The 20618-nt window shown below is 67.9% G+C and carries 17 protein-coding genes; 4 read left to right on the forward strand and 13 right to left on the reverse strand.

From position 1 onward, the window contains the following. Positions 1 to 89 precede the first annotated feature (89 nt). Complete coding sequence (locus tag AC1RRV_RS08875; RefSeq protein WP_492859251.1) at positions 90 to 1271, reverse strand: BaiN/RdsA family NAD(P)/FAD-dependent oxidoreductase; 1182 nt, start codon at positions 1269 to 1271, stop codon at positions 90 to 92. Between the two features lie 53 nt (positions 1272 to 1324). Next, on the reverse strand, positions 1325 to 3169 hold the full coding sequence (locus AC1RRV_RS08880; protein ID WP_492859252.1) for a methyl-accepting chemotaxis protein: 1845 nt from the start codon (positions 3167 to 3169) through the stop codon (positions 1325 to 1327). Positions 3170 to 3374: 205 nt separating this feature from the next. Between AC1RRV_RS08880 and AC1RRV_RS08885 the strand changes: the two genes are divergently transcribed. Both AC1RRV_RS08885 and AC1RRV_RS08890 read left to right on the forward strand, forming a co-directional pair. Next, complete coding sequence (locus tag AC1RRV_RS08885; protein ID WP_492859253.1) at positions 3375 to 4715, forward strand: Hsp70 family protein; 1341 nt, start codon at positions 3375 to 3377, stop codon at positions 4713 to 4715. Between the two features lie 89 nt (positions 4716 to 4804). Further along, positions 4805 to 6400, forward strand: coding sequence for an ice nucleation protein (locus AC1RRV_RS08890; protein WP_492859254.1), 1596 nt, complete (start codon positions 4805 to 4807; stop codon positions 6398 to 6400). Here the strand turns inward: AC1RRV_RS08890 and AC1RRV_RS08895 are convergent. After that, positions 6397 to 7290, reverse strand: coding sequence for a LysR family transcriptional regulator (locus AC1RRV_RS08895; RefSeq protein WP_492859255.1), 894 nt, complete (start codon positions 7288 to 7290; stop codon positions 6397 to 6399). The two genes, AC1RRV_RS08890 and AC1RRV_RS08895, sit on opposite strands and share 4 nt — an antisense overlap. A gap of 128 nt (positions 7291 to 7418) precedes the next feature. On the opposite strand from AC1RRV_RS08895, the gene AC1RRV_RS08900 reads away from it, so the two are divergent. Further along, positions 7419 to 8117, forward strand: coding sequence for a pirin family protein (locus AC1RRV_RS08900; protein ID WP_492859256.1), 699 nt, complete (start codon positions 7419 to 7421; stop codon positions 8115 to 8117). A 137-nt stretch (positions 8118 to 8254) separates the two neighbouring features. Here the strand turns inward: AC1RRV_RS08900 and AC1RRV_RS08905 are convergent, their stop codons facing one another. The 4 genes from AC1RRV_RS08905 to ppdK all read right to left on the reverse strand — a co-directional run bounded on the left by AC1RRV_RS08905 (position 8255) and on the right by ppdK (position 13184). Further along, entirely contained in the window at positions 8255 to 9181 is a 927-nt protein-coding gene (locus tag AC1RRV_RS08905; protein WP_492859257.1) for a DUF4861 family protein, read from the reverse strand. Between the two features lie 32 nt (positions 9182 to 9213). Beyond that, a complete protein-coding gene (locus tag AC1RRV_RS08910; protein WP_492859258.1) occupies positions 9214 to 9672 on the reverse strand; it encodes a heme-binding protein in 459 nt (152 codons plus the stop codon). An 88-nt stretch (positions 9673 to 9760) separates the two neighbouring features. Continuing rightward, the gene (locus tag AC1RRV_RS08915; RefSeq protein ID WP_492859259.1) at positions 9761 to 10423 is read right to left on the reverse strand and encodes an SAM-dependent methyltransferase; all 663 of its coding nucleotides are present in this window, start codon (positions 10421 to 10423) and stop codon (positions 9761 to 9763) included. Between the two features lie 73 nt (positions 10424 to 10496). Continuing rightward, a complete protein-coding gene (gene ppdK, locus AC1RRV_RS08920; protein ID WP_492859260.1) occupies positions 10497 to 13184 on the reverse strand; it encodes a pyruvate, phosphate dikinase in 2688 nt (895 codons plus the stop codon). 351 nt (positions 13185 to 13535) lie between these two features. Between ppdK and AC1RRV_RS08925 the strand changes: the two genes are divergently transcribed. After that, positions 13536 to 14039, forward strand: coding sequence for a GNAT family N-acetyltransferase (locus AC1RRV_RS08925; protein ID WP_492859261.1), 504 nt, complete (start codon positions 13536 to 13538; stop codon positions 14037 to 14039). 113 nt (positions 14040 to 14152) lie between these two features. Here AC1RRV_RS08925 and AC1RRV_RS08930 read toward each other — a convergent pair whose 3' ends face one another. The 6 genes from AC1RRV_RS08930 to AC1RRV_RS08955 form a co-directional block, all read right to left on the reverse strand. Further along, a complete protein-coding gene (locus tag AC1RRV_RS08930; protein ID WP_492859262.1) occupies positions 14153 to 14662 on the reverse strand; it encodes a single-stranded DNA-binding protein in 510 nt (169 codons plus the stop codon). 159 nt (positions 14663 to 14821) lie between these two features. After that, positions 14822 to 15220, reverse strand: coding sequence for a hypothetical protein (locus AC1RRV_RS08935; RefSeq protein ID WP_492859263.1), 399 nt, complete (start codon positions 15218 to 15220; stop codon positions 14822 to 14824). Between the two features lie 18 nt (positions 15221 to 15238). Continuing rightward, the gene (locus tag AC1RRV_RS08940) at positions 15239 to 15928 is read right to left on the reverse strand and encodes a hypothetical protein (protein ID WP_492859264.1); all 690 of its coding nucleotides are present in this window, start codon (positions 15926 to 15928) and stop codon (positions 15239 to 15241) included. An 80-nt stretch (positions 15929 to 16008) separates the two neighbouring features. Beyond that, entirely contained in the window at positions 16009 to 18870 is a 2862-nt protein-coding gene (locus tag AC1RRV_RS08945) for a hypothetical protein (protein ID WP_492859265.1), read from the reverse strand. 136 nt (positions 18871 to 19006) lie between these two features. Beyond that, on the reverse strand, positions 19007 to 19561 hold the full coding sequence (pseH, locus tag AC1RRV_RS08950; RefSeq protein ID WP_492859266.1) for a UDP-4-amino-4,6-dideoxy-N-acetyl-beta-L-altrosamine N-acetyltransferase: 555 nt from the start codon (positions 19559 to 19561) through the stop codon (positions 19007 to 19009). A 107-nt stretch (positions 19562 to 19668) separates the two neighbouring features. Next, entirely contained in the window at positions 19669 to 20505 is an 837-nt protein-coding gene (locus tag AC1RRV_RS08955; RefSeq protein ID WP_492859267.1) for a flagellin N-terminal helical domain-containing protein, read from the reverse strand. Positions 20506 to 20618: the final 113 nt, after the last annotated feature.

Raw genomic sequence — 20618 nt, forward strand, 5'->3', positions numbered from 1 at the left:
CCCCCCCCCCCCCCGCTCGGCATAGACCGGCGATGCCCCCTCAGTCGGCTCTGCCGACAGCTCCCCCAGCGGGGGAGCAGATTCTATTCTTATGCCGCCTGCCCCGCGCTCCAGCCCGACGCCCAGGCCCACTGGAAGTTATAGCCGCCCAGCCAGCCGGTGACGTCCACGACCTCGCCGATGAAATAGAGACCCGGCACGGCCTTGGTCTCCAGGGTGCGCGAGTCGAGCGCGTCGGTGTCGATCCCACCCAAGGTCACTTCGGCCGTGCGGTAGCCTTCCGAGCCCACGGGCTTGAAGGTCCAGGCGTTGACCGCCGCGGCCAGCCGGCCCAGCACCTTGTCCGAACAGTCGGCGATATTGCCTTTCGCCCCCTCCTCGTCATCGGCGATCAGCTGAGCCACGCGCTTGGGCAGCAGGGTCGAGAGCACGGTCGCGACCGCCTGGCGCGGCGAGGCCGTGCGGGCCGCCTTCAGCGTCGCCAGGGCGTCGACGCCGGGGGCCATGTCGACCCGAATCTCGTCGCCTTCCCGCCAGTAGGATGAGATCTGCAGGATCGAGGGCCCCGACAGCCCGCGATGGGTGAACAGCATGCCTTCGCGGAACTTGGTCTTGCCGTGAGCGACCACGGCGTCCAGCGCTACGCCCGACAGCGGCGTCAGGCGCGCCAGCATGCCCGCCTCGAAGGTCAGGGGCACCAGCGCCGGCCGGGTCTCGATGACGCCGATCCCGAATTCCTTGGCAATCTCGTAGCCCAGCCCCGTCGCGCCCATCTTCGGGATCGACTTGCCGCCGCAGGCGACGACCAGGGAGGCGCAGGCGATCTTGCCGGAAGAGAGGGTAACCTCGAAGCCGGACTCGGTCTTGGCCACGTCCTGGAAGCTGGTTTCCAGGCGCAGCTTGACGCCGGCGGCCTTCATCTCGGTCAGCAGCATGTCGATGATCTGCTTGGCCGAGCCGTCGCAGAACAGCTGGCCCAGGGTCTTTTCGTGGTAGGCGATGCCGTACCGCTCGACCAGGGTGATGAAGTCCTTGGGCCGATAGCGACGCAGGGCCGACAGAGCGAACTTCGGGTTGGCCGACAGGAAGTTATGGATCGACGCGCCGGTGTTGGTGAAGTTGCACCGCCCGCCGCCGCTGATGCGGATCTTCTCGCCAGGCGCCTTGGCGTGGTCGATGATCAGCACCGAGCGCCCGCGCTTGCCGGCCTCGATGGCGCACATCATGCCGGCCGCGCCCGCGCCGATCACCAGGACGTCGAAAGTTTCCAAGATCGCTCACCTCAATTCCGGCCCCTTCGACCGGAGCTGAGGCGGCGTGTCAATCAACCGGCCATGCGATAGCCGGGTCGCGAGGCGGCGCGCGCCTGCGGGGCCGGGGCCGTCTGGCTGACCTCGAAGCGGCCGATCATGCGGACCAGACCCCCGATGTCGTTCTTCAGGCCGTGGCTGACGGCCGTGGCCTGTTCGACCATGGCGGCGTTCTGCTGCACGCCCTGGTCCATCTGGTTGACCGCGGCGTTGACCTCGTTGAGGCCCGTCGCCTGCTCCTTGGCGGAAGCCGCCAGCTCCGACACCAGGGCGTCGATCTCGCCGACCTTCAGCACGATGCCGTCCAGGGCCTCGCCGGTCTGGCCGACCAGGCGCACGCCCTCGTCGACCTGTGCCGTCGAGGCGCTGATCAGGCTCTTGATCTCCTTGGCCGCCTCGGCCGAGCGCTGAGCCAGGGCGCGAACTTCCTGGGCGACGACGGCGAAGCCCCGGCCGCTCTCGCCGGCGCGGGCCGCTTCGACCCCGGCGTTCAGAGCCAGAAGGTTGGTCTGGAAGGCGATCTCGTCGATCACGCCGACGATATTGCCGATCTGAATCGAGGACTTCTCGATGCCGTTCATGGCCGCCACGGCGCCGCGCACGACGTTGCCCGAGCGCTCGGCGTCCGAGCGGGTGGAGGTGACGACGCGGCTGGCCTCGCCGGCCCCTTGCGAGGCGCGGCGGACGGTGGCGGTGATCTCATCGAGAGCCGCGGCGGTCTCCTCCAGGCTGGCGGCCTGCTGCTCGCTGCGGCGGGCGGTGTTGTCGGCGGCGGCGGCGATCTCGTCGGCGCTGGAGCCCACGGTCCCGACCACAGCGACGATGCCGCCCATGGCGTCGTCCAGCTGAGCGATGGCGCCGTTGAAGTCGTCGCGGATGGCCTCGTAGCCCTTGGGGAAGGTGTCGCTGATCCGCACGGTCAGGTCACCGTTCGACAGGCGCGACAAGGCATTGGCCAGTCGCTCCATGACGAAGGCCTGGGCCTGGGCGGCGGCGGAGGAGACCGCCTCGTTGCGGGCCCTCTCGCTCTCGCTGGCGGCGCTGGCGCGGGCCTGCTCGGCCTCGGCGCCCCGCAGGGCCACGGCGTTGTCCTTGAACACCTGGACCGAGCGCGCCATCAGCCCGACTTCGTCCTTGCGGCCGGCGCCGACCACGTCGACGTCCAGCTGACCGTCGGCCAGGCTGGTCATGCTCCGCGACAGGGCGCGTACGGGACGCGAGATCTTGTACGAGCCGATATAGAGCGAAAAGCCCATGCCGCAGGCGGCGGCGCCCAGGCCGAACAGCAGGGTCAGCCACGAGCCCGAGGCCGCCGACTTGCTGGCGCTGGCGACCATGGTCGCGGTCTGCTTGTTATAGACGTCGCCCCAGGCCTTGCCCTCCTTGGCCATGGCGGCGATGGCCGGATCGACACCCGCCAGGGCGCTCATGGCGCCGACATCGTCGTTCTTCAGCGCCGAGTCAGCGGCCGACCGGGCCTGGCCATAGGCCGCGTCCAGCTTGGTCTTCATCTCGGCCGTGTAGTCGGCGGTCTTGGGGTCGGCGGCGGTGATCTTGTCCAGGCTCTCCTTGCCCTCGCCATAGACCTTGTCGAGTTCCTTGGAGGCGGCGGCCGCCTCCTCGGATGCGCCGTCATAGGTCACCGTGCGGTGAGCCGCGTAGCCCATCATGCTGATACGGCGAAGGAAACGGGCGGACTGGACCTCGGCCGGGGATCGGTGGGCCACCAGCTGTTCGGTCGCGGCGTCCGCGCGCTTCTGCTGCCAGACGCCCAGACCGGCGCACGCCACGGTGGCGGCGGCCAGCACGGCGGCGGGCAGCAGCACCTTCGAAGAGATCTTGAGATCGTCGAGCTTCACAGCCTTCCCCCCAGAGTACTCAGCGCGTCACTACTCAACGCGAGCGACACCGGTGTCAGTAGAATCGCACCAACCCGGGCCAATTGGCGGGTAGGATTCCGGCGCCGACCGTAAATGAGCACTTAAATTGGTCAGAACGCTTGACGTTCTTCGTGGAGGCGTTACGACGCACGCCCCCTCCGCCCAGAACCTATCGAGCGATCCCATGACGGCCGCTACTTCCGTGCCGAAAACTGGCGCGCCGACGATTGGCGTCGACTTCGGCACCACCAACACCGTCGTCTCGCTGACGCACGGCGATGATCAGGCGCATCTGGTCCGCTTCACCCTGGATAACCGCGAGCTGTTCGCCTTCCGCTCGGCGCTCAGCTTCCACAGCGTGCAGGGCCAGAACGGCGCGGTGAACGAACGGGTGATCGAGGCGGGGCCCTGGGCGATCGAGTCCTATCTCGAGGATCCGCTGGAGACGCGGTTCATCCAGTCGTTCAAGACCTTCGCGGCCTCGGCGGCGTTCACCGAGACCCGCATCCTCAACAAGCGCTATCTGTTCGAGGACCTGCTGGCGGCGTTCCTGCTGCGGCTGCGCGACCACGCCGGCGCCCAGCTCGGCGCCCTGCCCCCGCGTATCGTCGTCGGTCGCCCGGTGACCTTCGCCGGCAGCTCCCCGAACGAGACCCTGGCCCTGACCCGCTACGAGGAGGCGTTCAAGCGCCTGGGCTTTACCGACATCCGCTACGCCTACGAACCCGTGGGCGCGGCTTTCTTCTTCGCCCGTCAGCTGAAGCAGGACGCCACCGTGCTGGTCGCCGATTTCGGCGGCGGCACCAGCGACTTCTCGCTCGTGCGGTTCCAGCGCGACGCCGACGGCACGCTGCGCTCGACGCCGCTGTCGCGCTCGGGCGTGGGCGTGGCCGGCGACGCCTTCGACTACCGGATCATCGACCAGCTGGTGTCGCCGGAGTTAGGCAAGGGCTCGGACTACCGCGCCTTCTCCAACAACCTGCCGATCCCGCAGCGCTATTACGCCGCCTTCGCGCGCTGGGACCAGCTAGCCCTGCTGCGCGCCTCCAAGGACATGCGCGACATCCGCGCCCTGGAGCGCACGGCCATCGAACCCGAGAAGATCGCGGCCCTGATCGAGGTGCTGGACGGCAACCACGGCTACGCCCTCTACAAGTCGGTTTCGGCGCTGAAGGAGGCCCTGTCGAGCCAGACGGAGGCGACGTTCCGCTTCGAGGCCGGCTCGGTGCATATCGAAAAGCCGGTGGCGCGCAGTGAGTTCGAAGGCTGGATCAAGCCGGAGCTCACCGCCATCGAAACCGCCGTCGGCGAAGCCCTGGAGCGCGCCAACCTGACGGAAGCCGGCGTCGATCGCGTCTTCCTCACCGGCGGCAGCTCATTCGTCCCGGCCGTGCGCGACATCTTCCTGCGCCGCTTCGGGGCCGAGAAGATCGAGAGCGGCGGCGAGTTCGAATCCATCGCCTCGGGCCTGGCGTTGATCGGCCGCGAGGCGGACTTGGATCTGTGGACCATGCGCGCGGACTAGACCTTTAGGTCGCATGGCTCGCCTTTAGGCTTTCCCCTATGGTTAACGCGAACGATTCGTCGTCGTGACCTTGTGGGGCAACGAGTCCAGTGCCGATTTCGTATCTCTCCGCCGCTCAGATCGCCGCCCTGTCGGCGACGACCATCCAGAATCTCTCGACCACCAAGCTTGAGACCCTGGCCAGCACCCAGGTCGGCGCCCTGTCGAACACCGCGCTGGGCACGCTCTCCGCCAGCCAGGTTTCGGCCCTGTCCAACACCGCGGTGAAGGGCCTGACGGCGACCCAGATCCCGGCCTTCGCCCCGAACCTGATCTTCGACGCCGAGCAGCTGGCGGCCTTCAGCGGCAATCAGCTGAACGCCCTGACCTCGACCCAGCTGGCCAAACTGGACACCAGTCGCCTGGACGTGCTGAGCGCCGCCCAGGTCGGCGCCTTCGACGCCACGCACTTCAGCGCGCTCGACGCCACCCAGATCACGTCGCTGGACACGACCCAGCTGAAGAACCTGACCAGCACCCAGATCGGCGCGCTGAGCGTGACGGACCTCGGCGAATTCTGGCCCGACCAGATCGGCGCCTTCTCGGCCGAGCAGGTCGCCGCCCTGCCCGTCACCCTGGTTCCGGCCCTGGATCAGACCCAGTTCGCCGCCCTGTCCACCACCCAGTTGAAGGGTCTCACGGCGAGTCAGGTCGGCGCGCTGTCCACCACCCAGCTGGCCGACCTGGACGCCGACCTAGCCCTGCTGTCGGCCGCCCAGTTGCGCGGGCTCTCCAGCACCCAGGCGACCACGCTGTCGAACACTCAGGTCGCGGCGCTCACCGCCACCCAGCTGGGCGGCCTCAGCGGCGACGGTTTCGGCGGTTTGTCGGCGACCCAGGTCAGCGCCCTGACCTCGACCCAGGTCGCCGGGCTGACCACCACCCAGATCCGCTCGCTCAGCGCCACCGACTTCGCCGAACTGACCACGACCCAGGTCGCCGGCCTGACGCCCACCCAGATGGCGGCGCTGTCGTCGACCAATATCAGCGCCCTCAGCCAGACCCAGGTCGCGGGCCTGACCACGACCCAGTTCGCCAGCCTGACGGCGACGCAGATCGGCGGGCTGTCGACGACCGACTTCGCCGAGCTGTCGACCACCCAATTCCAGAGCCTGACCGCCACCCAGATGGGCGGCCTGTCGGCGGAAAACCTCAGCGGCCTCGACGCGGCGACGTTCCAGGCGCTGTCGAACACCCAGTTCGCCGGCCTGGCCGCGACCCAGCTGGCCGGCCTCACCACCAGCGACATCGGCGAGTTCGCCACCACCCAGGTCGCCGCCCTGACAGCGGCCCAGCTCGGCGCGATTTCGGTGACGGACCTGGCGGCGCTCTCGGCCACCCAGGTCGCCTCCCTGACCCCCAGCGCGCTGAAGGGCCTGTCGGCCTATCAGGTGCGTAGCCTGTCCCAGACCGCCTTCGGCCAGCTCAGCGCCACGCAGGTGCAGGGCCTGACCGCGACCCAGGTCGGTTCACTCTCGACCTCGGTGATCGCCGGCCTGACCACGACCCAGATCGGCTACATCCTGCCGGCCCAGATCCCCGGCCTGACCGTCGGCCAACTGGACTGGCTGTCGACGACCAACATCGCCGCCATGACCCCCATGCAGGTCGGCGCCTTCACCCCGGCCCAGGTCGAAAGCCTCTAGCGCCCCAAGGCCTTGGCCAAATAGTTCGCCAGCGCCTCGACCCGTGCAGGCCTCGGCCCGCCGGGCGGCATGACCAGGTGCAGGGCGATCGGGGCGGCGGTCCAGTCGATCAGCACCTCTTCCAGCCGGCCATCGGCCAGGGCCGCGCCGACGATGAAGTCCGGCAGCACAGCCACGCCAACACCCGCGATCAGGGACGGCACGAGGACGTCGCCATTGTTGGCGCGGATCACCGAGCGGGGGCGCACGGACGCTTCCTCACCACCCTTCTGGAACCGCCAGGTCTCCGGCGCCGCCTGGTGGCCATAGGTCAGGCCGCGATGCTCGGCCAGGCTGGCCGGATGGTTCGGCCGCCCCTGCCGGTCCCAATAGTCGGGCGCGGCCACGACATGCCGCTTCACCGCCCGTAGGCGACGCGCCACCAGCGAGCTGTCCGGCAGGGCCGCCACGCGCAGGGCCAGATCGAAACCCATGCCGACAAGATCGATGGTGGCGTCCGACAGGTGCAGGTCGATCGACACCTCGGGATAGGCCTCGAAGAAGCCCGGCAGCACCGGTCCCAGACTGGTGATGCCCAGCGACATCGGCACGGCCATCCGCACCACGCCGCGCGGGGCCGAGGACTGGCTGGACGCCTCTTCCTCGGCCGCCTGCGCCTCGGCCAGCACGCGACTGGCCCGCTCGACCAGGGATTGGCCGGCGTCGGTCAGGGCCAGGCGTCGCGAGGTGCGGTTGAACAGCCGCGCGCCCAGGCGCTCCTCCAGCCGAGTGACCGCCTTGGAGACGGTGGCCTTGGACATGGCCAGATCCCCGGCGGCGGCGGCGAACGAACGCAGCTCCACCACCTTGGCGAATACGGCGAGGCCTTCGAGGTCGGGCAATTTGGACATGGCCAGAGCGTAGTTTTGGAAACAATGAGTTTCAACAGTTTCTATTTCTGATCCTGCAAAAGCCGCTATCTTCTCCTCAACGGGACGCGCCGACGCGGCGCTCCAGAGGAATTTGAAAGGTTAGAGCCATGATCGACCGCAGACCGTTCGATAGCCTTGGCGGCGCCGACCACGGTTGGCTGAAGGCCAAGCACCACTTCTCGTTCGCCAGCTACTACGACCCCAGCAACATGAACTGGGGCGCGCTGCGGGTCTGGAACGACGACGAGATCGCTCCCAACACCGGCTTCCCGCCGCATCCGCACAGCGACATGGAGATCATCACCTATGTCCGCGACGGCGCGATCACCCACCAGGACAACCTGGGCAACAAGGGCCGCACCGAGGCCGGCGACGTCCAGGTGATGAGCGCGGGCTCGGGCATCCGGCACGCCGAGTACAATCTCGAGGCCGAGACGACCCGGATCTTCCAGATCTGGATCGAGCCCAAGTCGTTCGGCGGCGCGCCATCGTGGGGCGCCAAGCCGTTCCCCAAGGGCGACCGCTCGGGCAAGTTCGTGACCCTGGCCTCGGGCTTTTCGGATGACACCGACGCCCTGCCGATCCGCACCGACGCCCGTGTCCTGGGCGCGACGCTGAAGGCCGGCGAGACCACGACCTACGCCCTGGGCAAGGATCGCAGCGGCTATCTGGTTCCCGCCGCCGGTTCAGTCGAGGTAAACGGCGTCAAGCTGAACACCCGCGACGGCGCGGCCATCAAGGATGAGGCGATCGTTACGATCACCGCCCTGGAAGACGCCGAACTGGTGCTGGTCGACGCGGCCTAGGCGTCGCCGGTTCCTCCAAGAATGGGCGCGGGAACCTGAAATTCTCGCGCCAGCCGTCCGCGCCCTCCCCCAAGGCGGACGGACACGAACCGCTCCGAGGCCTTCCCCTCCCAGGCCTCGGGGCGGTTTTTGTTTGCTCAGTGCGTCGGATCGAAATCGGCCTTCGCGCCCGTCACATACGCGTCCCACTCGGCCGGCGTATGGAAGTCGAGGCCCTTATCCCAGGCCGCGCCCATGTAGTAGACGAACGGCTTGCCGGCCTCGACCTTGATCAGGACGAGGTAGTTGTCGAAGTCCTGGCGCACCTCGACGACCGACTTGGGGTCGACCATCAGCGCGATCGCCATCGAGCCCTTTTCCGGATCGGCGGGCTCCCAGAAGGTCACGCGGCCCGGGGCCAGGTCCTTCTTGAACACGCCCGTCCCGCTGGCCCGCTTGCGCTTGGAAATGCCGATGCCAACCACCAACGGGCCCGGCTTGTCGGAGCTGATCGTCGAGACCATCCGCGTGAAGTTCGTGCCCAGCGGCAGGGTGAAGGTCCGCGTCTCCCAGACCTTGCGATCCACATCGACCGGCCAGGGCGCGTAGTCGACGCTGAACGAGGCCACGTCCGGCCCGTTCTTGATCACCTTCCAGCTGGACCAGTTGCGCGAGGTCCATAGCTTGTTGTCAGCCCACACGCCCAGGCCGCCCGCGCCGCGGCCGGTGCCGACGTCGTAGAAGTCGAGCCCCTCGCCGTGATTGGTGTGCTGGTCGCCGGTCTTCAGCTGGCGGTCCATATAGGGCCAGCGCTCGCTCTTGCCCCAGGCGTCCATGCCCGAGGTCGACGGCGGCTCGGCCTTCTCCAGGTCGCGGCTGTAGATCCGGTGGGCGGTGCGGTCGTTCTCCCAGAGGATGTCGTTGAAGCGGTACGGGGCCAACACGACGGTTGCGCGCGGCTTCTGGTCCTCGGCGTCGGGCTTCTCCAGCGGCTTGGCGGGAGCGTGCTCCTGGGCCTGGGCCCCCATCGACGCAAGAGGGACCAGCGACAGGGTCAGGACGGCGGCGAGGGAGAGACGCTTCATCATTGGGGACGCTCTGTTCAGGGAAACGGGGCTCAATGGAACCGCGGGAACTTGGCCAGGGCCGCGCGGGCGCACTGGTCGGCGCCCTCATGGCTGGTGTCGGCGATCGCGAGGCCGCCGACGACGACGGTTCCCACATGCAGGGGAAGCGAGCCGGCGTGGGCGTTCAGGTGGTCGGGATCGGCGGCGATCTTGGCGGCGAATTCGGGGTCCGTCTTCTCGCGCGGCTCCATGACGCTGCCGGGCTGATCGAAGACCACGGCGGCGTTGGCCTTGCGGGGCGCGGCGATCGGCGGCTTGGGGCTGAGCTCGCTGCGCAGGATCACCAACGGATTGCCCTTGGCGTCGACGACGGCGGCCGAGACGTGCGCGCCCTTGGCGGCGCAGGCGTCGATCGCGGCCCGGGCCAGGTCCATGGCGACGGGAAGGGTCAAGGATTGCGGATCGGGCGCGGCCGCGAGGCCCGCGCTGAAGGCCAGGATCGCCAGCATTGTGCTTCCTCCCAGAAGTCTCTCTTCCGGATATAGCGTGCGGCGAAAATTGGTCTAGCCAAAATATAGAATTGGATAATCCAACCGATCAGCTCGTCTTCGTCCGCACCACGGCGACCAGCCAGCCGCCGCCCCAGGGCGTGTTGATCACGGCCTCGTCCAGGACCTCGCCCAAGCCCTTCAGGCGATGCCATAGGCGCAGCGGCTTCAGCGCCAGCCACATGGTCAGGCCCACGGCGCCGCCGGGCTTCAGGTTCGGGGCGTAGTGCGCCACCAGGTCCTCGACCTCGCCCAGATGCTCGATGCATTCGGAGAACACCACGATGTCGAAGGTCTCGTCGGTCTCGAACGTGCGGCCGTCGCCCAGCAGCATCTTGACCACGCCGATGGCGATCTCCGGCGCCAGGCGGATCTCGCCGCGATCGACAGCGGGCTTGGAGAAATCGACACCGACATAGCGGGTGGGCCGGTGGGCGCGCAGGGCCTCGTAGAACACCCCCTCGCCCGCGCCGATCTCCAGCACGCGCGGATTGGGCCAGCGGTCGGCGATCATGGCGGCCAGCAGGCGATGGTGATGGCGCTGCTCGGAGCGGTTCAGGCGGTCATAGACGCCGTCCTGGTACTCGGCGTCCCACTTCTCGACCGGCGCGGCGACGATCGGCTTGTTCCGCTTGCGCATGAACAGCTCGCCCAGCCAGGGGCGGTCGAGCGAGACCAGTTCCGTGAACCGGCGCCAGCGCAGATAGGCCATGAGCTCCCCCGAGGTACCGCCCCCCGATAGGGAAAGGGCCCCGAACTGTCCAGTCCGAGGCCCCTGATCCGGTTTAACCCTTGTTGGCCAGCGCCGCCTGCGCGGCCGCCAGCCGGGCGATCGGCACCCGGTAGGGCGAGCACGACACGTAGTCGAGACCGACCTTCTCGCAGAAGGCGATCGAGGCGGGATCGCCGCCATGCTCGCCGCAGATGCCCAGCTTGACGTCCGGGCGGGCCGCGCGGCCGCGTTCGGCGGCGATGCGGATCAGGTCGCCGACGCCCTCCTGGTCGAGGCTGACGAAGGGGTCCTTATCGAAGATGCCCTTGTCGATATAGGCGTTCAGGAACTTGCCGGCGTCGTCGCGGCTGATGCCGAACGTCGTCTGGGTCAGGTCGTTGGTGCCGAAGCTGAAGAACTCGGCGTTGGCCGCCAGGTCAGCGGCGCGCAGGGCCGCGCGGGGCAGCTCGATCATCGTGCCGACGGTGTAGGTGAGCTCGACGCCCAGCTCTTCCAGCACCGCCTTGGCGGTGCGGTCGGTCAGGTCGCGCAGGTACTTCATCTCCTCGCCCTTGGCGACGAGCGGGTGCATGATTTCCGGGACCGGCGCGGCCTTGCCCGACTTGGCGATCTCGCAGGCGGCCTCGATGATGGCGCGGACCTGCATCTCGTAGATCTCTGGATACGACACGCCCAGGCGGCAGCCGCGGTGGCCCAGCATCGGGTTGGTCTCGTGCAGCTCCTTGGCGCGGCGCAGCAGCTTGGCGGCGTCGAGACCGGTGGCCTCGGCCACGGCCTTCACGTCTTCCTCGGTGTGCGGCAGGAACTCGTGCAACGGCGGATCCAGCAGGCGGATCGTGACCGGCAGCCCCTCCATGATCGTGAAGAGCTCGACGAAGTCGGCCTTCTGGAACGGGGCGATCTTGGCCAGGGCCGCGCGGCGGCCCTTCTCGTCGTCGGCCAGGATCATCTCGCGCACGGCGGCGATCCGGGTGTCGTCGAAGAACATGTGCTCGGTGCGGCACAGACCGATGCCTTCCGCGCCGAACTGGCGGGCGGTCTTGGCGTCCAGCGGCGTCTCGGCGTTGGCGCGCACCTTCAGGCGGCGGACCTGGTCGGCCCAGCCCATCAGGGTGGCGAAGTCGCCGGTCAGCTCGGGCTCGATCATCTTCGGCGAGCCGGCCAGGATGTCGCCGGTCGACCCATCGATGGTGATCGTCTCGCCCAGCTTGAACTCACGGCCACGGACGCGGAACAGGCCTTCCTTGGGGAAGATCGACACGTCGCCGGCGCCCGAGACGCACGGACGGCCCATGCCGCGCGCCACGACGGCGGCGTGGCTGGTCATGCCGCCCCGGGCGGTGATGATGCCGCGGGCGGCGTGCATGCCGTGGATGTCTTCCGGCGAGGTCTCTTCCCGCACCAGGATCACGGACTCGCCGTTGGCGGCGGCCTTCTCGGCGGCGTCGCTGTCGAAGACGATCTTGCCGGTCGCCGCGCCGGGCGAGGCCGGCAGGCCCTTGGCGATCACGTCGCGGTGAGCGCTGGGATCGATGGTCGGGTGCAGCAGCTGGTCCAGCGAGGCCGGCTCGACGCGGCCGACGGCCTCTTCCTTGCCGATCACGCCCTCGGCGGCCATGTCGACCGCGATCTTCAGCGCGGCCTTGGCGGTGCGCTTACCGTTGCGGGTCTGCAGCATGTAGAGCGTGCCGCGCTCGACCGTGAACTCGATGTCCTGCATGTCGCGGTAGTGACGCTCCAGCGTCTCCACCACCGACTTGAACTGGGCGAACACCTCCGGCATCGCCTCTTCCATCGAGGGAGCGACATCGCCCATTTCCTCGCGGGCGGCCTTGGTCAGGGACTGCGGCGTGCGGATGCCCGCCACCACGTCCTCGCCCTGGGCGTTGATCAGGAACTCGCCGTACAGGCGGTTGTCGCCGTTCGAGGGGTTGCGAGTGAAGGCCACGCCCGTCGCCGAGGTCTCGCCCATATTGCCGAACACCATCGACTGGATGTTCACGGCCGTGCCCCAGCTCTCGGGGATGTCGTGCATCCGGCGATAGAACTTGGCGCGGTCGTTCATCCAGCTGGCGAACACGGCGCCGACGGCGCCCCACAGCTGTTCCTGGGCGTCCTGCGGGAACGGCTTGCCCAGGTGGTCGCGGACGGCGGCCTTGTAGTCCTTGATGACCGCGGCCCAGTCGTCGGCGGTGAGGCCGGTGTCGACGTGGACGTCCAGGCGATCCTTATGGTCGTCCAGGATCTCCTCGAACATGTGGTGCTCGAGATTGAGCACGACGTTCGAGTACATCTGGATGAAGCGGCGGTAGCTGTCATAGGCGAAGCGGCGATCGCCCGACAGCTTGGCCAGGCCTTCGACGGTCTCGTCGTTGAGACCCAGGTTCAGCACCGTGTCCATCATGCCCGGCATCGAGGCCCGGGCGCCCGAGCGCACCGAAACCAGCAACGGGTTGGCGACGTCGCCGAAGGTCTTGCCGGCGATCTCTTCGATCTTGGCGAGGCCGGTCTTGACCTCATCGGCCAGCTCGGCCGGGTATTGCTTGCCGTTGGCGTAGTAGTGGACGCAGGCCTCGGTGGTGATCGTAAAGCCTGGCGGCACCGGCAGGCCCAGGGACGACATCTCCGCGAGATTGGCGCCCTTCCCTCCGAGAAGGTTCTTCATCGAAGCGTCGCCGTCAGCGCCGCCTCCCCCGAAACCGTAAACCCAGCGGGCCTTGGTCAGCGTCTCAACCGGCATATGAATTCACCCTGCGATAAGTGAAAAGGCCGCGCCCCTCTGATGGGGGTCGTCTCGCCCTGGAACAGCGCTGCTTGTCGTGATCCCGCAGTGCAATATCCGGGCGTTTCACTAGCACTTTGGCCAAGAACGCGTCCACTGGCGGTTCGCGTTCCCGGCGATAACAAAAGAATTCGGCAAATAATTCCAATGACAACGTTGTCCGCCTTGGGCCGTTGGCGAGGTTCCGGCGGAACGGGCGCGAATCCTCGACTTGGGCCGCGATCGGATGATTGGGGCGGCTTGTCTTCGCGCTGCGAAACGCCTCCTCTAGCGAGTATGGAGCCGCTCCTCGCGCGACTCGGAACGTCTTTGGACGACGCCGACGCCCTCGCCGACCTGCACACATGCAGCCGCCAGGTCGCCTATCGCGGCCTCTACGGCGACGCCTATCTCGACACGGAATTGTTCGCGGTCTCGCGCGCGACCTGGCGCCGGCGGTTCCGGGCCTTCGACCCGGCGACCGACCTGATCCTGGCCGCGATGGAGGGCCGAGCGCCGATCGGCCTGGCCTATGCCTCGTTCCGGCTGAAGCCCGAGGTCGGGGCCATGCTCGACAACCTGCACGTCGCGCCCGGTCGCAAGGGCGGCGGCCTGGGCTCGGCCCTGCTGGCCGGCGTCGCCCGGTGGCTGGTCGAGGAGCACGAGGGCGCGCCGCTGCATTTGGAGGCGTATGCGCCCAACGCCGCCGCGCTCGGGTTCTACGAGCGTAAGGGCGGGGTGGAGAGGGCGCGGTATCGCGAGACAGTCCCGGGCGGCCGCGCGGTGGATGTGGTGCGATACCGGTGGGACCGGCCCGGCGACCTGCTCGTCTGAGCGCCACCTGTAAAACGAAAGCGGCGGACGACCCGACCGGATCGCCCGCCGCTCGCCCCCGTGGAGGCGCCGTCTTTGGCTCTAATCGGCCGCGATACGGCCTTCCACTGTCCCTAGAACGGGATTTCGTCGTCCAGGTCGGCCGAGAAGCTCTCGCGCGGACCGCTGGGCTGGCTGCGCGGAGCGCCGCCGCCGAAGCTGGAGCCGCCGCCGCCCGAATAGCCGCCGCCGTACTCGTCGCCGCCACCCGCCGACGCGCCGCTGCTGTCGCCGCGACCGCCCAGCATGGTCAGCTCACCGCGGAACTTCTGCAGCACGATCTCGGTCGAGTACTTCTCGACGCCCGTATTGTCGGTCCACTTGCGGGTCTGGATCGCGCCCTCGATGTAAACCGTGGAGCCCTTCTTGAGGTACTGCTCGGCCACCTTCACCAGGTTGTCGTTGAAGATGACCACGCGGTGCCACTCGGTCTTCTCCTTGCGCTCGCCGCTGGTGCGGTCGCGCCAGGATTCGGAAGTCGCGATGCGGAGATTGGCGACGCGGTCGCCCGAACCCAGGCTGCGAATCTCGGGATCCGCCCCGAGATTACCCACCAGAATGACCTTGTTGACGCTTCCCGCCATCGTTCGACCTTGCTCTCGCCCGGCGACCCTCGCGCCGGAATCTGGAGCGAGACGTTAACGAAGACGCCAAGCGGGCGCAAGTTTTGTTCTCAATATGTTCTTGTGGACGAGCAAGAGGGCTGTGGACGGAACATCCACCCTGCCCTCGCGCGCCAAGCTCTACTGGGCGGGAACCTGGCGGATGGCGCCCGGAACGGCCAGACGACCGTCGCCGGTGCGGACCAGCGACATGAAGCGCGCGCCGTCATAGGTCTGGCCCAGATAGATGCCTTCCTTCTCGATGAAGATGAAGGATCCCTGGTAGGCGCCGACCATGCTGCGGCTGGGCGCGCCCATGCGGATGAAGCGGATGCGCATGCCTTCGAGCGTCGCGGCGCACTCTTCCATCTGCGGCACGTTACGCGCCACGGGGTTGAAGCGCAGCGTGCCGTCCTTGTTGGTCACCACGTGGAAGCAGACCCCCGCCTCGAACGGCGCCTTGATCTGCTTCTCGCACCCGGCGAGCGCGAGGGTGGAAACGGCCAGGACGGCGGCGACGGCGAGGACGGTCTTCTTCATGGATTACACTTATAAAACCTATCCCGCGTTCGGGATAGAGCAGTTCGCGCCCTGATCGAAGGCCGTGTGGAAGCTGCGGTTGTCCGATGAGATCTCGACGCGACCGGGCACCAGGCGAAGGGTTTCCTCGCCCCAGCGGCCGTAGGTGGCGCCGCCGGCCCGCTCGCAGCGACCGCCGAACAGCTGCTGGGCGCAGGCGTTCAGCGTGATCTCGCCCGGCAGGCGTCGCCACTCGGCCCCGGCATAGCGCCAGCAAGCGCCCAGCGGGGCATTGGCCGAGGCGCTGGCGGGTGTGGAGGGCGTGGTCGGGTTCGACGGCGCGGGCGCGACCGGAGCGGTGACGGTCGGAGGCGGCGGCAGTGGCGTCAGGACGGTGCCGGCCTGGTCGGCGGCGGCCAGGGCGCCGGTCTCGTCGACGCCGACATCCAGGGCCCCGGTGGCGACACCGTTCTTCTTGGCGCACTCGGCCAGGGTGATCTCGCCGACGAACGTCCCGCTCACGAAGCAGCGCAGCGGCCGCGCCGGATCCAGCTTGGTGTCGTCGTCGCGGCCGGTCTCGACGATCAGTCCGGCGCGCGAGGCCGGTGGCGCATCAGCGGCCTTCTGGTCGTGACCCGACATGAGCGCCACGGCGATGCCCAGGCCCGCCAGCAGCGCGAGCGCCGCGCCGCCGCCGAGAACGATCCGTCGATCTTTCAGAAAATCCATGGCCCCTGGCTACGACGCGTCGATGACGCTTTCAAGCACGACGAGGCCAGAAACCGGCATCCGCTTTCGGCGATCGCGCTCTAGCCGCCGGTCAGCCGGTTCAGCGCCGCCTGGTAATTCGAGAGTTGGTTCTTGAGGTAGGCGGGCACCGTGCCGTTGGTCTTTCCGGCGGTGTCCCCGCCGCTTTTGATGCCCATGGCCGTGTCGGCGATCTCGCGATAGGCCGAACGAACCGCCGACATGGCCCGCTGCAGCACAACGCCGGCGTTCTTGCGCCCCGCATCGCTGGTGATGTCGAGCTCGGGCGGCAGCGACAGGCCGTACACCGGGCCGCTGCCGTCGGCCGAGACGGTCTTGCCGTCGTCGGTCTTGGTGGCGCGCACGACGCCGCCGTTCAGGCCCAGGGAGCTCAGCACGTCGGTCCCGCCCTTGCCCGCCACGATCTCGATCGTCGAGGTGTTCGAGGCCGGGCTGATCTTCAGCACCCGGTTGTTGCCGTTGCTGACGACCTCGATCTTGGCGCGATAGCCCGAGGCCTTCTTGATCTTGTCGGCCAGGGTCTCGAGCGTGTCGTTGGCGTCGATCTTGATCGTGGTCAGATTTCCACGCTCACGCGTGCGGATCTGGAAGGTGTCGCCCGCCCGGGCCGCTGTCGCCGAGACGAGGCGGTCGGATTGGGTGAAGTCCATCTCGCCGCTGGGCAGGCCGAAGACGTCCAGACCCGAAGCGCCCGACGCCGACACCGCGAGCGAAGTCGGGGTGGCGTTGCCGTCCTTGCCGGTCAGGCGCTGGCTCCAGTCGACGGCGCCGGTGCCCACATTGACCTGGGCGACGTAGCCGTCCTTGGTTCCGACCGTCTCCTGACCGTCCAGGTTGGCGCCGGCGGCGCCAGCGAACCAGGCCGTGCCGTTCGAGACCGCGAAACCGGTGACCGTGTCGTCGCCGGTGCCGCCATAGTAGGTCAGGGTGTCGGCGCCGTTGTCGGCGATATCCAGCGACATGCGGCCGACGAAGGCGTCCATGCCGCCCGACGGCGCGGTCGTCGCGCCATTGATCGACATCAGGTTGTTGGCCGTATAGCCGCCGACATAGAGCTGGCCGCCGTCGATCTTCAGGCCCACCAGCTCGCCGCCCTTCAGCGAGCCCAGGTCGCGGGTCGCGCCGGCGGTGACGGTCGCCGTCTTGGTGTAGGTGACGGGCACCGACTCGTAGGCGCCGTACTTGTTCAGCTGGGTGACGTTCTCGGTCACGACATTGGCCGTGACGTCGAAGCTGCGCAGCATCGCCTCGCCGTTCTCCTTGGAGCCGACGATGACCTGCGAGCCGTTGACGACGATGTCGGAGACGGAGTCGTTCTCGGACGTGCCGAACTTCTGGGTGAACAGCGCCTTGGGCTGCCCAGCGGCGTCCGTGGCGAAGGCGGTCAGATAGGCGTCCCAGCCGCCGGCCGGGTCCGAGCCGACCGCGCCCGGCAGGTCCGACTTGCTGCGGCCGCCGGCATAGAGGACGCCGTCCGAACCGAAGGCCAGGGCCGTGGCCTCGTCCTCCTGGAGGCCGCCACGGCGCACCGTCCACTGTTCGTCGCCATTGCCGTCGTAGCGGGTGACGAAGCTGTCGGTCGTGGTCGAGCTGTCGCCGTTGTTGATCGGGCCGTTGACGGCGCCTTGCAGGCGACCGCTGACCGAGCCCGCCACGGCGACGCTGCCGTCGTCGGCGACGGCCAGGGACAGGCCGCTGGCCTCGTCGGTCGCGCCCAGGGTCCGCGCATAAAGCAGATGGCCGGCGCTGTCGTACTTGAGCAGCGCGACGTCGCTTTCGCCCTTGATCGTCTGGCCGTTGAGATCGGTCTTGCCCTCGACCGCCGTATCGACGTCGGCCAGCATATAGATCGAGCCGTCCGCGCCGGTCACCGACTTGCGGACGGTGGAAATCGTGCCCTGCAGCGTCTCGGTGAACACCTTGCCGCCCGGAGCGCCCGCGCCGGCGCCAGCGCCGGTCCCGGCGGCGCTGTACTTGGTCAGGGTGGTTTCGTAGACGGCGTCCTCGGTGGTGACGTCCTTGTCCGGATCGGGATTGCCGGCCTTGGTCGTGACATAGACCGCCGGCGCCGTGGTCGGCGCGCTGAAGGTCAGTTGCTCGACCGAGTCGCCCTTCACCTTCAGGGCGAAGTCATCGCCGGTGGCCGGCAGCTTCACGGGCTTGCCGTTGACCTGGACGGTGCGCTCCTCGCCCGTCGTGCGCTGCACCGAGAAACTCGTATTGAACCCGGCCGTCTTCAGCTTGCCATTCATGTAGCTGACGACGTTGGACATGGTCCGGGGCGTCGCGCCCATCTCGGACAGGTCCATGGTCACGTTCGTGGTGACGCCGAAGCTCTTCACCGCGACGCCGAAGGACACATTGCCCTGGAACCGCGGGACCTCGTCATCGACCTGGCCGCTATAGAGCGTATCGGTCGTGTAGGTGTAGGTCGATTTCGGCACGCCCACATTGCTCTTGGCGGCGGTCGTGACCGAGCCGGTCGTCAGGCGCATCTGGTCCAGCGACAGGTCCTGGACGTAGCTGCTGATTTCCCCGAGGCCCTTGGCCAGGGTGGCCTGCAAACGCGAGACCTCGCCGTCCGTGACACCCTTGTCGCCGGCGCGCGCGGCCAAGGCCGACAAGGTGTTCAGCGCCTGATAGGTCGCGAAGAGCTTCTTGTAGTCGGCGCTGACGCCCTTGAGGCTCGAGGCGTTGCCGCCTTCGTCGACGAGCTTGCGACCGTTCAGGGCCGAGCGAACCAGTTCGCTGACCGGCGGCGTCGAACCGCTGAGCCAGGGCGCGGTCGGCACGACGGCCTTCGACTTGCCCGTGGGCGCTGTCGATCCAGACGCGGCAGCGCCCGTCAGGCCCGAGCGGGCCTGATAGTAGCTGAGCAGTGCGCTGGTATCGAAACTGATCACGAGCGAATCCGGTCGGGAGGCAAAATCCCCCGCTCGTACCTTTGCCAGATGATCGTTGGCGACTCGTTAAGACTTGGACCTAACGCCCGGTAAGCACGTTGACCGCCGCGGGCCCGAAACCGCCGGGCGGCAGGCCTTACGCGGCGATGAGATTGGCGTCCGAGAGGGCCCGGCGAGCGCTTTCGCGCAGGTGCGCCCACTCCGAGGCCAGGATCCCCAGCAGCACGACGTCGCGGGGTTCGCCGTCCTTCAGGACATGGCCGCGCAGATAGCCTTCGCGGCGGAACCCGGCGGCGGATTGGGCTTTGAGGGCGGCGTCGTTGTCGGCCATGACCTCGGCGAACACCTTGTGCAGGCCAAGCTCGCCGAACGCATGGTCGAGACCCAGCACCTGGGCGGCGCGGCCCACGCCCCTGCCACGGGCTTCAGCCGAACCCAGGAACCAGTTCCAACTGGCGCGGCGGTGATGACTGGCGAGACCGGTGAGCGTCAGGAGCCCCATCGGCGCTCCGCCGCGGGTGATCATCCAGCCACGCATGTCGGGATCGGTTCGCAGCGCCTGGAACCAGGCGGCGTGGGCTTCGCGGCTGGGCAGGTCGGCGTCGGACATCCAGCGGTCGACCTCGGGCTCCGAGCGCCACTGAAAGAGGATCGCTTCGTCCTCGTCCCGCAAATCGCGCAACTCGATCATGCCCGTTGCCGAATCCCCAATCAGCCCGAGGCGAGCTTAGCTCGCCAGAGCTTGAGGACCTATTTCTTTGAGCATGGCGGTCGCCGTAACCGGCGACCGCTTCGGGCCTACTGGCCCTTGAACAGCGAAAGGATGATCTGCGGCGCGCTGTTGGCGATCGACAGGGCCTGGGCGCCGAGCTGTTGCTTGACCTGCAGGGCCTGCAGGCGCGCGCTTTCCTTGGCGAGGTCGGCGTCGACGAGGTTGCCCACGCCGGTCTCGAGCACGTCGGTCAGCCGCGAGACGAAGCTGTTGTGCGCGTCGATCTGCTTGGCCTGGGTGCCGATGTTGCCGACGGCCTGGTTGACCGCGCTCATCGTCGTGTCGAGGTTCGTCAGCACCGTCGCGGCGTTGGCCGGCGTCAGGATGTCGTCCGTGAGGTTCAGGGTATTGATCGTGCCGCCCAGAGACAGGTTCTGGAGCGACAGAGTGATCGCCTGGGCCGCGTCCGCGTCGGCCAGGAACTGCATGTCGGCGGCCTGACTGCCGTCCAGCAGATTGGCGCCATCGAAGACGGCGGCCGTGACCACCTGCTGCAGGTTCTTCAGAAGCCCCTGGAAATCGGCGTTTAGCGAGGTTCGCGACGTGGTCGTCAGCGAGGTGTCCTTGGCGGCCACCACCTTCTCGCGCATCAGCTTCAGGAGGTCGGAGACCGACTCGCCCGCGGCCAGGGCCACGTCGGCGATCGAGGTCGCGCGATCCAGGCTCATCTTGACCGCGCCGAGCGCGCTCATGTCCGCGCGCTGCTCCTGAGCGATCGACCAGACGGCGGCGTTGTCCTTCGCCGTCGAGATCGACTGACCCGTGTTGATGCGGGTCTGCACCGACTGCATGTCGTCGTTGGTGCGGTTCAGGTTCTGCAGCGCGATCAGCGCGGGCTGGTTCGTGTTGACGCTCAGCGTCATGCGCGGCCTCCGATCGGCGATTTTGCCGTTGGTTGCGACCGCACGCGATTCGACGTGCGATCTAGTCGCAGCCGAAACTGACCTCAGAAAGTAAGAGTATGGTTAACGGATAT

The organism is Caulobacter sp. GW821-FHT11E10, assembly GCF_058808375.1.